The following is a 15,523-nucleotide window of genomic DNA, read 5'->3' as shown; positions in this document are numbered from 1 at the left end:
GATGAACATTGGTAAAGTCTCTAAAGCTTCGGGAGTTACCGCCAAGATGATTCGTTATTATGAGCAGATTGGCCTAATTCCTGCTGCGGGACGTAATAATGCAGGTTATCGCTCTTACTCAGCAAATGATGTTGAACGTTTAAAGTTTATCAAGCGAAGTCGTGAACTCGGTTTTTCAGTAGCAGAAATATCAGACTTACTTGATTTATGGAATAACCGCGGTAGACAGAGTGCTGATGTCAAACGCCTTGCTCAGGGTCATAGTGAAAAGCTGGAAGAACGTATCAATGACCTACAGCAAATGGCGAATACCCTCAAGGACTTAATCGACTGTTGTGCTGGTGATAATAGACCCGACTGTCCGATTCTTGAAGGCTTGCAAGAACCTCACAATGAAATAAAGGACGTTCACCATCATAACGACCTGCTTTCCGTTTCACCTTTAACCCGAAAGAAATAGCAATAGGATATAGGGAGAAGTAAAATTAATTTTACTTCTCCCTATTTTTTATATTTATAACTATGAACTAAAATATGTCATTTCTTTTAGATACTTACATTGTCAAATAACTGCTAATTTAACATCACAAACATTCCTAAATATTGAGCTTATAATTCATTGCCCACAAAAAAGCGACTCAATAGAGAGTCGCTTTATCATTTCGTCCGTTTTTAACGAGGAGGAAAACCAGCCTCGGTTAAAGCCTCAACGATTTGCTGCTGTGTTGCAGTTGTTTCAACTTTTACACTACGATTGGGTGGTTCGGTGATGACCTTTGCATTGGCATCTATTGCTTGAATTGCTCTGGTTACACCACGGGCACAGCCACCACAAGTCATATCTTCAACATGAAATTCCATATTTAACTCCACTATTACTATTCAGGATGTGTTTAATATAAACCTTGCCATAATTGTAAGGTCAAGCATTAAAAGTAAAATTAATGTCCCTCAGATATATAATTGACTGTGTACTTAGGTATTTCTACCTCCAAGTTTTCATCTTGGACCTTAACCTGGCAAGATAGTCTTGATTGGGCCGTAAGCCCCCAGGCACGATCCAGTAAGTCCGCCTCTACATCATCCATTTCTTCTAAACTGTCGAACCCTTTTTTCAGAACAACATGGCATGTTGTACATGCACCTGATAAATCGCAGGCATGTTCTATGGGAATGCCATGATCCAATAAACTTCGACATAAATTACTTCCGCTTTCAATTTCAAGTTCCGCACCCTCTGGACAAATCTTTTCATGCGGAATAACTATAATTTTTGGCATATAACATAATCCTCAATTCATCAAATTTATAGATAAAACAAGGGGCTTTAAAAAGCCCCTCATTTAAAAGAATATCGAATAGAGAAGTATCTACTTATGTTTACTTAACCATTCATTCATCATCTTGATTTCTGATTCCTGGGCAGAGATAACATCTTCAGCAAGCTGGCGTACTTCTGGATCAGAACCATATTGAAGAACTACTTTTGCCATATCAATTGCACCTTGATGATGGGGGAGTCATGCCTCTCATGAAATCAACATCAGCATTTCCTGTAAATGGAACCATCATATCTGCGTGCATTTCATCATTGATCTTAATATATGCTTGAGTTGATGGGCTATCTTCATTTTTGCTGCCAGAATGATTTTTGTTTTTTGCCAACCATTCATTCATCATCTTGATTTCTGACTCTTGGGCAGAGATAACGTTCTCGGCAAGCTGACGCACTTCTGGATCAGAACCGTATTGAAGAACTACTTTTGCCATATCAACCGCACCCTGATGGTGAGGAATCATACCCAACATAAAGTCAGTATCTGCATTTCCCGTGAAATCAATACCCATTCCGCTGTGCATACGAGTATTTACTTCCATATAGGCATTTGTAGATGGATTATCTGTTTTAGCTGAACCATTCATATCATGGTGCATTGAATGGCTTTCATGTTTATTCTCACTCATTGAATTTTCCTTTGGAGCGTCAGAAGAGGAACACCCCGCACTAAATACAATCGCACCGATCATTAACATTGGAACAAAGTGTTTCATGGAGTTATCCTCTTACTACAATTATGAAAAAATAATGGGTAATAAGCTCGGAAGTTATTCTTTCATATCAGGTACATCATTACCCTTGATGTAGCAACTCTATTCTTTCCAATTATGGTAAGGTCAACACCTAATCAAATAAAAATAATTAAAAGAATAAAACAATTAAAAACAAATACTTAAAGACAATTAACTCCGTAGTGAGTCACAATAATCAATAGAATTAAAAAAATCACCTCCAATCACAAATAATATTTTTATATAAATATCAATGTGATATGTGTCTTCATGGTTTCACAATTATTTATTTGACTATTGGATGCACTACAAAAGACTACAAACATTCTCAAACTTTATACTTAAAAATTATCTTACTTCCCATCTTAAATTTGAGCATTTATGACAATAAAACCTTATTTATTAAAACCTTAAAATAATTATTAAGGTATAATTATTTTAACCATAACTACTATTTTTTGAGTTTCACAATGTCTGAAATTGATTTTTATAAAAGATTGAACAGATTAGAGAAAAGACGAAAAGGTACTGACCTTACATACAATGCTTTTGATAGTGTAACAGCAGGCGTAACTTCATTTAATGAGTTTGATGAATTAAAACGTACAATAGAAAAATGGCAGATTGTATCAGACAAACCATCTATCCGTTATGCAGTAGGAGCAATGCAAGAAGTTAGTAAACGTTACACAGAAATCAGTATTGAAACTGCTAAAAGAATTGAAAAACAATTAGAGCCTAGGCTACTAAATAATCATAACATTGTCACAGAATACAGATTACAAGGGTCAGTTCCCCTAAATATTCATATCAAAGGTGTAAGTGATGTTGATTTACTTGTACTTAACAAATCACATTATCGTACAGAGGGTTATTTAGGTACTTTACGTCATGATGATATAAAAATATTAAGAGAACTCAGGAACGCGTGCACTTATGAATTAAGACAAGCATATCCTGCCGTAACAATTGATACTACTGGTGCTAAATCTATAACTTTAACAGGTGGATCACTTCCTCGGGATGTAGATGTTGTACCCTCTCATTGGGTAGAAACATATGAGTACCAACAACAAAAGCACCTTTATTTAAGAGGAGTCAATATTCTAGATAATAAAACTCCTACTACATTGATGAACTTACCTTTCAAGCATATTTTTTATATAGATTACAAATGTAAATACTATGCTGATGGAGGATTGAAAAAATCTATCCGCCTTTGTAAAACAATAAAAGCCGATTTAGTTGAAGAGGGCAAAGTAATTTACTTAAGTAGTTTTGATCTAGCCTCTATTATGTATCATTCCAATCTAGAAAATTTAAAGAAAGGTAGAACAAATGCTTTAGCAATAGTTCTTGAAACAAAAAGATTTTTTGATTATCTGTATCATAACCCAAACTATAGAAATAGCTTATATACACCTGATATGACCAGAAAAATATTTGATAGTTATCAGAAAGAAACCTCTCTCACAACAATGAGCATTGCCTTAGATAAACTCGTTACGGAAATACGTAAAGATTTGGGTTACCTATATGACGAAACCATTGGCTCTTATCCATTAGTTATCTAATTTTTCCCATAACATTGTTCCCATGGTTCTTCGACCAGTAACATTATAATATTTAGCACTGGCACTTTTATTGTCTTTATGAAGTGTCAGCTCTACAAATCCTCGATGGATACGTAACTCTTCATGATCTAAATCTTTTGGTTTGTTTTCATAACTATAAAGAACTTTGTATTCTTCAATTTCGTCATAAATAATTGCAGCAGAAATACTGTCAGATGTGGAAAATTCTGTTTCTAATCTGATTCTTACTTTATCCCAACTTTGTAAAATTGTTACTTTTCCAATCCACTCTCTATTGTGCTTAATCATTTCAGAATTTTCTTCTTGGTAATCAGAGATACCTTTACATGACCATTCTCCCGAAATATCAGGATATTTCAGAATCTTGAAAAATAAACCTGTTTTCCATATCCATTTATCAAATAGAAAATAAAAAGTAAGAAATAATAAAGCAGTGATAGCACTAGAAATGATGACATTCCAATAAGGAGACAATCCACCCAAGAACTTCAGTAAAAAGTAAATCAATATCCAAGATATAAACGTAGCAAGTGAATAAACATATTTCCCTGCATGAGACCTATTGAATCCATTATGAACACAATATTCATGACCTAATTGCCCCATACATACCCTCTGGAAGCCCAAAATTCAGTTTTAACTTTATGTAGCTACATTAGCGTTATATGGTCCAGTTATACAAGCAATTTAGGTATCCAATATTGCTGATCACCAAACCTCACTTCAAAGCCATCATTCAGCCCCCTATAATTAATACTATCCATTTGATTAAAAAAGGATTTATCCAAATTATGAAAATACATCAATCCTAACTTTATCCACTCTAGTTCATTAAAATTTTCCTCTGGGGCTTTCATGATGGCCAACAATTGTTTTTCCAGTTTCTTCATATTACTTTTTTCTGTTATTTTTTCATCTAGTACCCATGACGTATCAAGGTTCGTATCATAATTCTTGTTTAAAAAATTAAGAAAGCCAACAATAGCGCAAGCTTGTCCAGGGGACTTAAATAAGTAATATTTTACATGCCACATTGTTGGTAAATCTAATCGTGATTGACTTACCAACAGCATTAAAGCAGATGCTGGTTTCATGGCTAAACGGGCAGAACGTATACTCGTTTTCCCTAAATCCATTTTATTTATTAAAACCTGATAATAGTTCTGAAGAATTTGGGCTGAAAGCGATGAACCAGGACATGAGTTCGCCAGTTTTCTCAGTTGGTCAAATTCAGAACAGTGGCCTTTAGATTGGGTATCTATATGCAGGTGATGTACTGCAACCAACCACCGGATGGGCAGCTCATATTTGCGTAAACCACTTGTTCTTAGTCTATGTAATAAAGAGTCATTGTCTGGGATCTGATCTCCCCAAAGATCACTGGTCTTTTCAAAAAAATGAATATGTTTACGAATTAGTAATGCAGCCTTATGCGGTCCAACCTCATGATCAAGCCAATTCATATAATCTTTAAAGTAACCTTTGAGGCTTGGATTTACTAATGTATTAACCAGTTCCTTAATCCTATTCCCCAATATTCTTCGCCATGTACATAATTCACAGTATTTCCCATATCCAGCAGGAATCTGTTGCTGGCAAGTTAGACATTGAAGTGGTGGACAGGTCAAACATTTCTTACAAAGCATTTTGCCTGACACAACATCCTGTTCAATCAACCTATATCTTCTACAACTTTGGCATGTCTGGTAATCACGGGTTGCACACTTTGGGCAAACTCTTAAATTATCTCCAAAACGGCTGATACGAGATAAGCGTTGTGATGTCACACCACACCGTTCACAAGCTTGAAACTCTCTAAAATAAACTGAACAACTATTACAAACAGGGCCTTGCTCCGTTATTTTTCCTATAGGGTAATCAATACGCTGACATCTAATGCAAGGTCTATTGGTTTCACATTGTTGGCAAACGGCCAAGTTATCAGCTTTATATAATCTGGAACTTTTACCACACGACGGACAATCCTGTTTTTTAAAAACTCGTACATAGCACTTATGGCAATAGTTACGCTGTTTATAAAGTCGGTGTATCTTTTCAACCGCATCACCACATTCATCACACTGAGGCATGGTGTTGTCCCCCCAAAAGTTACCCTAGTTTTCTTTTTAATCTTAAAAACTTGCGTATTACAGTCTCCTTACTTTTAGGTTTAAAGGTAGCTACCAATGCTCTCTTTGGAGGGTAGTTCCGATAAATCGAGCCTAATTGTTCTTCAACAGGCCTTAATATGGCTGGCAACTGGTTTCTCTTATCCCAAAATGAAGACCTGTTCATATTTAAAGATTTTGCTGTTTCAATAAACTTTTCCTGGGGAATAATGAGTAATTGATAAATACAGGAAAATAGCCGTTCTCTCTCGGTAACTGGAAGTTGGTTAACAGCCAATCCATTCGATATAAGCTCAGGATGGGGCACCTGAATTCTGAGTTGTTCAAGAAAAGCCCATCCTTTTCCATTTACTGAGCCAGCTAAAGCTTTTCTAATAAATTGTGAAAATAACTTAATCACCGTTAACCAATCAGTTACTGAAATCAACTTGTCTTGATAGGTTGCACAGCCTTGTTCCAGGAATTGATCAAAGATTTTTTGGAATGCCAAGGCATGACAATCCACAAGGCTTTTATTAACCTCCAATAGACTTTTTTTACATATTGAACAGCAAGTCATAACCTGATCAGGGGCTTCAAGACGTCTAGGTTGAATAGCATTATGGCAATGAGGACATTGATCATGTAAATGCTGATTATGTTTTATACAACCTGTATGCCAGGCAAAACGCCAAGGCAGACGGAAATAGGCAACATTATCCTCAGATAGACACTCAGGACAATATTGCCAGCCACCTCGATGCTTACGGTTTCTTGTACCTAATACCAAGTACCATGCATCAAGAGTTTGATTATCCAGATTATATTTAATTAAAAAATTGCGAAGCGTAGCAGAATTAAATTGGCTTTCATCAATTTTTGTCGTATTGATCAATACCTGTACTTGCTCTGCACTTAAACCACGATCTACATCTACAGACCAGATTCGCCATTTGGGCCAAAGTACTCCAGTTAAACTTAATGGGTCACAACCACTGTCAAGTGCGGCACGTATCAACCAAGAAGATAATGCCTCATCTTGCTTTAAGTCCGTGGGAATAAACCATGAATGGATTTCTGTTGCACTTATCATACCTAGTCCTCCACATTGCTTATTTCACACTTTCTAGCAAGCTACGGTCGATAAACTCCTGACCAGAAACAACAGCTTTCTTTGCGGCGTCCCGTAAAATCGTTCGCAGATTACCTAAGTTTCCATCTGTAATATCATGCAGATATTTTACTGTTGCTGGTTCAGCCAGTTTTGAAGCCTGTTTGAGGGGAAGAACTTTCTCAAATTTATTTACCATAGCTTGAAAGTCTTTATCTAGTTTCCATAAGGGCAAATTAACCACACGAAAACGGCTGACATGCTGTGGATCAGTACGCAGAACACTAATTGCTTCTTCTGTACCAAACCCAACAATGGGTATCTGTGTTTCATTACACAAATACTTAATCGCATTCATTACTGTTCTTTGCTTAATCGGACTGCCACATAATAGAGAATTCATTTCGTCGATAATGAGGAGCTTTACCTCATAAAGTTTAAGGCAATGGACCACTTGGTAACGTAGCTTCGCAACGGGATCTCTTTCTCGAAAAGGAACCCAGAACTTATCAAGAATAGCCATATACAGAGCTTTTTCATCAGGGGAAACAGGTGCCTGTACAATGATTACAGGTTTTACTGCATTATTTTCTGCATTGACATAACCCTCCCCATACAGCTTAAAGAACTGGTTAATAATTGAGGTTTTACCATTATTTGGCTTACTCAATACCAGTAAGTTGGGCATACGGCTCCGCTTAGGAAGTGTCAGGAATCCTTTCAATTGGTCTAACAAGTCATTGGCTGCTGGATACCCAATCCATCGGTCCTCTTCCAGGAAGTAGAGTCTGTCCTCATTAGACTGTTCCACAATAGGGCGAAACTCTTGAAAAACATGTGAATAGTTACTCATGAAATATCCTCATCATTTTCCAGCTCATCGAGAGGCAATAAACCATATACGTTTTCAAGCTGTTGCTCCAAAATCGTACTCTCTTGTTGAGGTTTTTTGCCCTGAATTGAAGCAGGGTTAACACTCTGTTGATGTTGGGTACTGCGCTGATGTGATCTGCGAGCCCGTCGAGTTTTAGTACTTGCCTCCTGAACACGCTCCCGAAGTTTAGCTAGAGCCTGTCCAAGTTCATGATCTTTTAGATATTCGCCAGTTTCCTTTTTCAGTTCCTGAATCTTTTTGTGTTCCCAAATACTAAATGGTGGAATACTTTGATCCGCTAAAGGAACCTTAAAATAATTTTTGATTTCGGGATCAAAGAACCATATCTCACTAATATTTCTTGGATCACGCCTAAAGATAAATTTACGTTTTTCCTTTTGATTATCAGGGTCTACAGCATTAATCCAACCTCTTAGTACATCAGCATAATAAGCAAGACCATCAATTGTTACACCTGTTGTTTGAATCGTCCTTTCAAAACTTGGTAGAAAATCAAGAAAGAAATTATGATCATTTGCAGGCAATCTAGCAGCCCCAGAACCTAACGTGTTTTTATCACCAAAGATACCTAACTCAAAAGCATGTAGTGGAGAAGTACCTAAAGCAGAGTGTTTCCTTTTGTGGTAAACATTACAGATAAAATCAATCAGCCAGTCCTCAAATTCGGAGAATGTGAAAACTGCTTCCGCATCTGAGTTATAGCCTTTTCTTTCAAAAATATTTGAAAAAGTTGTTCCTGGAACTGCGTGAATATCGGTTGCAAATGTTCCCATCAAACGTTCAATGTGCCCGCCAAAACGTGGTTTTTTAACTGGTCGGTATTCCAGACGAATATCATGTGCCATACAAGCATTTCTGAAAGTTTCTGAGTGAAACTCAGGTCCATTATCGACATGAATGGTGTTCATAATTCCCCAGACAGGCCATTCAGCTTGAATCTTGCGCGAAGCTAGCCATTTCTCTTTGGGCAGTACAGCTTGAGAAACGCTCATTGCAATAGACATAACAGAGGGGGCATCTAATGATAAGTAATATCCCACAACTACCCTTGAACGCACATCAATTGCCAACGTAAGAAAAGGTCGTCCTATAGGACACCTGCTAAAATCATCAACCAGAATAAGATCAACAGGCGTATGGTCAATCTGTACGACGGCAAGTGGATAATCAGCATGAGGGAATTTCCCTGCGGCAGGTGTAAATTTGTTATCGGCCTTTTCCTTATGTCCCCTCTTACGAAGAGAGTCTCTCTGGCTAATCGCTGCAATACGATTTCTTACTGTATTGGCATGAGGCACCTCTAGGATATGGTATTCATGACATAAGCGTTTCACTTCAAGTACAACTTTTTGAACACTTATTCTTTGATTAGTTAGGTATAAATCCTTGATGGCTTTTTCAATGATTGCTTCAGCATGTTTATTAATTATCTTCTTGCCTTGTGGCAATCCCTCTTTTCTGGGCCGCAATCCATCAATAGTTCCATATGCCTTATAGATTTTTAACCATCTATAGATAGTGGCTGGATTAATATCATGTTCTTGGGCTCGTAACTCTACTTCCTTACGACCACTCACGCCTCCCTCAATGAAAGGTCGGATGATGTTGAAACGTCTTTCAGCCTCAATCCAGTCTTTATCAGCGATGAGCTCTAGATCTTCATACTGTTCCACAGCTATTGATGGCCTTAATTCACTGATAGCCGCGATACTTTTCCTGCCAGTATTATTGTTTTCAACAAAAACCGATTTTAGGTCAATGACTTCAATAATCGTATGGGGAATCCCTTTTATCTGAACCGGCTCCCCAGCAGCTATTTTGATATTCACACGTCTATCATTCATGACAACTCCCATTTACCCAAAGTTCAGTAGATGGCTGTAAAGGCATACTTAAATCGCAAACCAGATAACCATGAGCAACTAAATACCAGATTTGACTAATTCCATTGGCTCTGTCCCATTTTCCAAGAAAATGTCTGGCTAATAGAGTCTCAAAAGTTACTGCTCCTCGATCTCTCACATAATCCAATAAGTGCTTTGAATCAGCAGGGGGAAATTCCATCTTTCGGTACTTTTGTAAAAACATGGCATTCGACCATAACTGGTCCCGAATACGCCCCTCATGTGCAATATGAAATTTCCAACCCTCTTCTTTGCATACCCTCATGGCAGCACGATATCTAGCTTTCCATAGATGCAAATTAAGTTGCAATTCATCTGTAGGTTTTACTTCAACCAGTTTAGGTGCAATAAATGGAATAAAATCATTATGCTTATAAGTTACTAGGTAGTCAGGGGTGTAAACTCGTTTCTGTCCATTATCAAAATACTCAATGGTAAATGGTTGAGACTCAACAGCAAGAACATTGGGATCAACCTCTAATCGAATAAGGAAATCCCGTTCAAGAGTTGATTCAAAGGCAACTGCGGAATCTTTTTTAAAAGGATATAAACCAGATACACTGATACGTGTATTACCAATTTTTCTTCGAGCTGGTACGATGTTAACGGTGTCGCATGATTGATTGTTCATTCTAGGTTCCGTTGCATAGTTCTTTATAAAATTTGTCGCATAGTTCTTTATAAAAGGTGGTCTAAGTCTTTGACCCTAGCTTATATTGTCGCATAGTTCTTTGTAAATAACAGTGGATCACACCCTCGACCAGGTGAGATCACCTTAGCCCATTTAGGTGTACTTTTTCTCGATGAATTACCTGAGTTTGACCGAAAAGTCTTAGAAGTATTGAGGCAGCCTCTTGAGTCGAAAGAAATCGTCATTTCCAGAGCATCAAGACAAATTACTTTCCCGGCTAATTTTCAATTTGTCGCTGCAATGAATCCATGTCCATGTGGATATGCCTTCAATCAAGACAGTCGTTGTCAATGTTCACCTGAATCAATTAAGCGCTATCAAAATCGAATTTCTGGCCCTCTACTAGATCGGATTGACTTACATATTGATGTGCCACCTTTACCTCCTCAAGACATGCAAAGCACTACACCGATGGAGAATTCTGAAACCGTCAGAAAACGGGTGATTCAGGCCTATGAGTTGCAAATTCAACGACAAGGTGTGACAAATCAAAATCTAAGTTCTCAACAGCTTGATCAAGTGGCTCAACTAGATGATTCTGCAAAAAAGATTATCGCTATGGCTCAACAACGTTTGAATTTATCAGCACGTTCTTACCACCGAATCTTACGTGTCGCTCGTACAATTGCTGACTTAGCGTGTTCTGAACACATACAAACAGCTCACTTAACTGAAGCACTCTCTTATCGTAAACAGGAATAAAAAAAAGCGACTCAGTTGAGTCGCCTTTTTTAATTGAGTTGAGTTTAGAAGCTATAACCCAATGCTAATACCATTTTATTCTTTAAATTGTTTCCATAACGATCATCACCACCAATAATATAATTCATGCTTGCTGTGACACCTGTTTCCCCTAAAGCTTTACTTAGACCAATATCAAAGTGACGGAAATTAAAACTTTCTGACTCTGGTGTTTCTGCAACATACTTACCGTCTTTTTCATAAACATATAAACCCAAAGCTGTGTCCAAGCTAAAATCGTTTGGTAGAGGATAACTATATGTAGCTTTTAAATATGTGTCTCCAGCGTTCCCCCAACCTGTATCCTCCAACAAAGTTTGAGCAGTTACTCCGACATCTTTGTAATTCAGACCGAGTAATAATTCAAAGCCATCATAAACTGAGGTTTCAACGTCATAATAATAGTAATAAGTTGTACCTACAGTAAAACCAGTGTTTTCATTGATTGAACCGTTGTAACCCACATAAAAATTATTTTCCATTGGATTGTTAGTACCGTAAGCATCTGTACCTAACGTAGATGTCCACCACCCTGCGTACAATCCAGAACTATGGCTATAGTCTAATCCACCTTGTAATGTAGCTTCAGTATTTTCAGGAGCTGCCGTATTACCACGCAATATATAACTTGATAAAACACTGATATTACCTGATACAGAATGCGGTGAAGTTGGTGCTTCAGCAAAAGTAAATGTTGATGCAGATGCTACAACTGCTAGACCCAATGCTTGAATTGCTAATTTCATATTTATGTTCCCCCACATCATGATTAGATGCTTTTTCGGTTTATTTGTTGAACTCATATGTGAATTAGCAATAGCTATGCCAAAGTTAAAGGTGTCTAGATACAAAGGAATTAAAACAACGAGATAAAATAATTTAAATTAATGATTTTATTAGTATATTTATTTAAATTTCTTATTTTTAAAAATACTTAAAGCAATTTTTTGTGATGATCCCCTTCAGTTAAAGATATATCTTTTTAGATCACACATTCATTTACAACTTGCCTCATTTTAAGGCTATTTTTTAATCAACCTTAAATTTGGAGTATCAAATTAGTGCAACACTAAAAGAAAATGATGTCTTCACCACATAAAAATTAAATGAAAATGAACTGAATAAATATCATTCTTATTTAAAATTATATATTGATCCTTATTTACTTCTAGAGTTACAAAAAAAACGTGCCAGAGTGACTAAATTAAATAAAAAAAGGAATATTAGGTTAAAAATAAATATATGTTATTAATAGTTAAATTTAATTTTATAATACTTTTAATCTTTAATAATTCACAACTTAGTTCAATTTATATACTTTTTACTTATGACTTTATGTGCGAAATTGTGAATAATAGAGCCAATTTTGTTATACATTACGTATACAAATACTAAACATTAACCATAATCATTTTGTATGAGGCTCTCTCCCAATGCAAAAATTCCAAAAACTAAGCTTAGCAGTTCTTATTCAAACTGCTTTAATTTCTACTGCATTTGCGAGTGAGCAAAGTGAATCAAAGGGATTCGTAGAAGATGCTGAAGGATCAGTATTATTCCGTACAGGTTTCTTGCATCGTGATAAAAAGAACGGTGTCGAAGATACCAGCTCAGCAGCTCAAACAGCCATGGTTAAAATTGAGTCTGGTTTCACGAAAGGTATCGTTGGTTTCGGTGTTGGTGTTATTGGTGATGCTTCTTTCAAAATAGGAAAAAATGGTCACACAGGCAATCAAATGATTCCTGTTAAAGATCAGTTAAATTCAGATGGCACTAAAGATGCATATGATCACTGGGTTCGTGGTGGTGGCTTTGTTAAAGCACGAGTTTCAAATACAACCATTACTTATGGTACACAAATTTCAGAAATCCCTGTGATCGCAAGTAACACAGCCCGTTTAACACCTGAGTATTTTACTGGCCTTTCGATTATTAGTAACGAAATAGATAACTTAAGTTTGTATGCAGGAAAATTTACTAAAAATCAATGGTCTAATGATATTAGTACTGATGAGCAAAATTTAGATCGTGCAGTCTATTGGGGTGCTAAATATAAATTTAATGATCAACTAAATTCTTCATACTATGGCTTAGATGTCAAAGACAAATTAGATCGTCATTATGCCAATGTGAACTATACACATGGTTTAAAAAACGATGCATCTTTAAGTTTAGATTTTTCTGGTTATCACACTGATTGGAAACAGGGTGCAGGTTCATCTGACCCACGTATTGACATCCAAGATTTAAGCAACTCTATCTGGGGTGTTTCAGCAAGTTATAGTAAAGATGTTCACAATGTGATGATCTCGTATCAAGACAATGCTGGAAATACAGGTTATGACTATGCTTATAACTCAGATGGTTTACAAAGTATTTATGTACCAAACTCATATTTATCTGACTTTAATGGTAATGATGAGAAATCTGTTGGTCTTCAATACAACTACAACTTCAAAAATCACGGCTTAGCAGGTTTAAATTGGACGACTGCATTTGTTTATGGTTGGGATATTGATGTTGCTGAAAATGACACTCCTTCGATAATTGTTGATCAAGCAGAAGAACATGAATTCTTCAACCAGATCAAATACACCATCCAAACTGGATATCTTAAAGATGCAAGCTTAAGATTACGCCACTCTTATTTACGTGGTAGTGATACGTACAACAACGCTTCTGGCAATTACGTGAGTAATGCAATTGGTTCGACCAACGAATGGCGTATTTGGTTAGATATTCCTGTAAGCTTATTCTAAGTTCAAACAATATCTAAACAAAAAACCTGCACAAAGTGCAGGTTTTTTATAAAAGCTACAAGATCAAAGTTTGTAGCTTTATTTATACATCAGGCAAATTATTTGTTTGCTTCAGCATAAGCAGCAATTGAGCTTAACACTTCTTGTTTAGCAACATCTGCACCTTCCCAACCACTTAACTTGACCCACTTACCTGGCTCTAAGTCTTTGTAGTGTTGGAAGAAATGTTCAATTTGGCTAATCAATAAAGGAGGAAGGTCAGTATATTCCTGAACATCTTTATAGATTGGCGTTAATTTATCGTGTGGTACAGCGACAAGTTTCGCATCAACACCACCATCATCTTCCATATTTAATTTACCCACTGGGCGACAACGGATAACCGAACCTGGTTCTACAGGATGTGGTGTAACAACTAATACGTCTAATGGATCACCATCAAGAGATAATGTATTTGGTACATAACCGTAGTTTGCTGGGTAGAACATTGCAGTACCCATGAAACGATCTACGAAAAGTGCATCTGAATCTTTATCAATTTCATATTTAATTGGTGCTGCATTTGCAGGGATTTCGATAATTACATAGATATCGTTTGGTGCATCTTTACCTGCAGGGATATTACTGTAGCTCATAGCAAACTCTTTACTGTCAGTGTTCATTAAAATGGGGTTGATTATAACGCTTTATTCAGCAATCATCATTCGATTATACAAGCTGAAGATGTATTTTAGGTATGGTGTTAGTCTGTTTTTCTTAGAGCAATCGAATAATTAATAAAAGCAATAAGATCGGACAAAGCATTGATAAGAACCAAACAATTGATCTAAGGGTCGCCCAATTACATAAATAACAAATCCCATAGATGATTCGTAAGACGATATATGCCGAGCCTAATAAAATCACCAATTGCTGTTGAACAACCATATACTCAGCCATCAAAACTGCCGCAATAAATAATGGCAAACTTTCAAAGCTATTTTGCTGCGCAGCATTCGCTCGAGCCGCTAAGCCTGTGGTTTTAGACATGAATTCACGCGGATTTTGATTATCCTGCCCTTTGAAACCACCTGCAATTTTAGCAATGACTGTAAATAAATAAGGGAGTAAACAAGCAATTAAAATAAGGTAAATAACACCTTCAATACCGTGCATGGATTTCAGTCCAATGATTTAAGCTGGTTTTATCTTAGCATGATGTTTGTGCGATAATTTTAGTTAAATTATTTTGTTTATTAAAATTCTGAGTAATGGCATGACCAATTCTGACCAAAAAAAGTTATTTGATGTTCTCGAGTTACAAAAGCAACATCAAAAACGTGTCGATCGTGTGCTTTATATCGTTCTTCCGATTATGGCTTTCTTGATCAGCGTAATTTGTGCCAATATGAATTGGCAATCGACTCTCGGCACATTGCTGGTTCTCATCATCGCCTTTATCGCGGTAGGGATTAAACGAGCAAATAAATGGATCTGGCTGAGCATTATTTCAGTATATAGCTTAGTTGATATTTACTTCAGTTATTCAGGACAGTTACCGAGTTCTGCTGTAGGACGTCATTTAGGTACAATGCTGACATTCACATTTATTATTGCAACAGCGCGACCTTATATCGACCGTTGGCTAATGAAAGAATAAAAATAAAAAA

The 15,523-nt window shown here is 36.6% G+C and carries 17 protein-coding genes and 1 pseudogene; 5 read left to right on the top strand and 13 right to left on the bottom strand.

Going from position 1 to position 15,523, the window contains the following annotated elements:
• Position 1: 1 nt before the first annotated feature.
• Positions 2 to 460, top strand: a complete 459-nt coding sequence (gene cueR, locus CL42_RS10690) for a Cu(I)-responsive transcriptional regulator (protein ID WP_001020605.1) — start codon at positions 2 to 4, stop codon at positions 458 to 460.
• A gap of 212 nt (positions 461 to 672) precedes the next feature.
• Here the strand turns inward: cueR and CL42_RS10685 are convergent, their stop codons facing one another.
• The 4 genes from CL42_RS10685 to CL42_RS10675 all read right to left on the bottom strand — a co-directional run bounded on the left by CL42_RS10685 (position 673) and on the right by CL42_RS10675 (position 2,052).
• The gene (locus CL42_RS10685) at positions 673 to 861 is read right to left on the bottom strand and encodes a heavy-metal-associated domain-containing protein (RefSeq protein WP_000394310.1); all 189 of its coding nucleotides are present in this window, start codon (positions 859 to 861) and stop codon (positions 673 to 675) included.
• 80 nt (positions 862 to 941) lie between these two features.
• On the bottom strand, positions 942 to 1,280 hold the full coding sequence (gene fdx / locus CL42_RS10680; protein WP_001124186.1) for an ISC system 2Fe-2S type ferredoxin: 339 nt from the start codon (positions 1,278 to 1,280) through the stop codon (positions 942 to 944).
• A 90-nt stretch (positions 1,281 to 1,370) separates the two neighbouring features.
• A complete protein-coding gene (locus tag CL42_RS17540) occupies positions 1,371 to 1,493 on the bottom strand; it encodes a DUF305 domain-containing protein (RefSeq protein ID WP_265596985.1) in 123 nt (40 codons plus the stop codon).
• Between the two features lies 1 nt (position 1,494).
• On the bottom strand, positions 1,495 to 2,052 hold the full coding sequence (locus tag CL42_RS10675) for a DUF305 domain-containing protein (protein ID WP_228133261.1): 558 nt from the start codon (positions 2,050 to 2,052) through the stop codon (positions 1,495 to 1,497).
• Between the two features lie 488 nt (positions 2,053 to 2,540).
• Between CL42_RS10675 and CL42_RS10670 the strand changes: the two genes are divergently transcribed.
• Positions 2,541 to 3,644: a hypothetical protein gene (locus CL42_RS10670; protein WP_001289337.1), complete on the top strand. Its 1,104-nt coding sequence runs from the start codon at positions 2,541 to 2,543 to the stop codon at positions 3,642 to 3,644.
• Here the strand turns inward: CL42_RS10670 and CL42_RS10665 are convergent.
• The 6 genes from CL42_RS10665 to CL42_RS10640 form a co-directional block, all read right to left on the bottom strand.
• On the bottom strand, positions 3,633 to 4,271 hold the full coding sequence (locus CL42_RS10665) for a hypothetical protein (protein WP_000530048.1): 639 nt from the start codon (positions 4,269 to 4,271) through the stop codon (positions 3,633 to 3,635). The genes CL42_RS10670 and CL42_RS10665 overlap by 12 nt on opposite strands.
• A gap of 68 nt (positions 4,272 to 4,339) precedes the next feature.
• Positions 4,340 to 5,755, bottom strand: a complete 1,416-nt coding sequence (locus CL42_RS10660) for a hypothetical protein (protein WP_004777765.1) — start codon at positions 5,753 to 5,755, stop codon at positions 4,340 to 4,342.
• A 19-nt stretch (positions 5,756 to 5,774) separates the two neighbouring features.
• A complete protein-coding gene (locus CL42_RS10655) occupies positions 5,775 to 6,866 on the bottom strand; it encodes a TniQ family protein (RefSeq protein ID WP_000622362.1) in 1,092 nt (363 codons plus the stop codon).
• 19 nt (positions 6,867 to 6,885) lie between these two features.
• Entirely contained in the window at positions 6,886 to 7,737 is an 852-nt protein-coding gene (locus CL42_RS10650) for a TniB family NTP-binding protein (RefSeq protein ID WP_000073961.1), read from the bottom strand.
• Positions 7,734 to 9,623 carry a Mu transposase C-terminal domain-containing protein gene (locus CL42_RS10645; protein ID WP_000999878.1) on the bottom strand — a complete coding sequence of 630 codons (1,890 nt, stop codon included), beginning with the start codon at positions 9,621 to 9,623 and terminating at the stop codon, positions 7,734 to 7,736. The genes CL42_RS10650 and CL42_RS10645 overlap by 4 nt, the downstream gene beginning before the upstream one ends.
• Entirely contained in the window at positions 9,616 to 10,314 is a 699-nt protein-coding gene (locus CL42_RS10640) for a heteromeric transposase endonuclease subunit TnsA (RefSeq protein WP_001064759.1), read from the bottom strand. Before CL42_RS10640 ends, CL42_RS10645 begins: the two co-directional genes overlap by 8 nt.
• Before the next feature lie 114 nt (positions 10,315 to 10,428).
• On the opposite strand from CL42_RS10640, the pseudogene CL42_RS10635 reads away from it, so the two are divergent.
• Positions 10,429 to 11,076: pseudogene (locus CL42_RS10635) on the top strand (ATP-binding protein); the annotation flags it as partial.
• Between the two features lie 44 nt (positions 11,077 to 11,120).
• Here CL42_RS10635 and CL42_RS10630 read toward each other — a convergent pair.
• Positions 11,121 to 11,861: a TorF family putative porin gene (locus tag CL42_RS10630; RefSeq protein WP_035268070.1), complete on the bottom strand. Its 741-nt coding sequence runs from the start codon at positions 11,859 to 11,861 to the stop codon at positions 11,121 to 11,123.
• 687 nt (positions 11,862 to 12,548) lie between these two features.
• On the opposite strand from CL42_RS10630, the gene CL42_RS10625 reads away from it, so the two are divergent.
• Positions 12,549 to 13,874, top strand: a complete 1,326-nt coding sequence (locus CL42_RS10625; RefSeq protein ID WP_035268069.1) for an OprD family outer membrane porin — start codon at positions 12,549 to 12,551, stop codon at positions 13,872 to 13,874.
• A gap of 98 nt (positions 13,875 to 13,972) precedes the next feature.
• Here the strand turns inward: CL42_RS10625 and ppa are convergent, their stop codons facing one another.
• A complete protein-coding gene (ppa, locus tag CL42_RS10620; RefSeq protein ID WP_005233448.1) occupies positions 13,973 to 14,509 on the bottom strand; it encodes an inorganic diphosphatase in 537 nt (178 codons plus the stop codon).
• A 121-nt stretch (positions 14,510 to 14,630) separates the two neighbouring features.
• The gene (locus tag CL42_RS10615) at positions 14,631 to 15,029 is read right to left on the bottom strand and encodes an MAPEG family protein (protein WP_035268067.1); all 399 of its coding nucleotides are present in this window, start codon (positions 15,027 to 15,029) and stop codon (positions 14,631 to 14,633) included.
• A gap of 100 nt (positions 15,030 to 15,129) precedes the next feature.
• On the opposite strand from CL42_RS10615, the gene CL42_RS10610 reads away from it, so the two are divergent.
• Positions 15,130 to 15,513, top strand: a complete 384-nt coding sequence (locus CL42_RS10610; RefSeq protein ID WP_035268065.1) for a hypothetical protein — start codon at positions 15,130 to 15,132, stop codon at positions 15,511 to 15,513.
• The last annotated feature ends 10 nt before the right edge of the window (positions 15,514 to 15,523 follow it).

The organism is Acinetobacter sp. Ver3, assembly GCF_000632455.1.
Classification (GTDB): domain Bacteria; phylum Pseudomonadota; class Gammaproteobacteria; order Pseudomonadales; family Moraxellaceae; genus Acinetobacter.
Note: the sequence above shows the minus strand (reverse complement) of the source record. Positions and strands in the feature narration are given on the sequence as shown.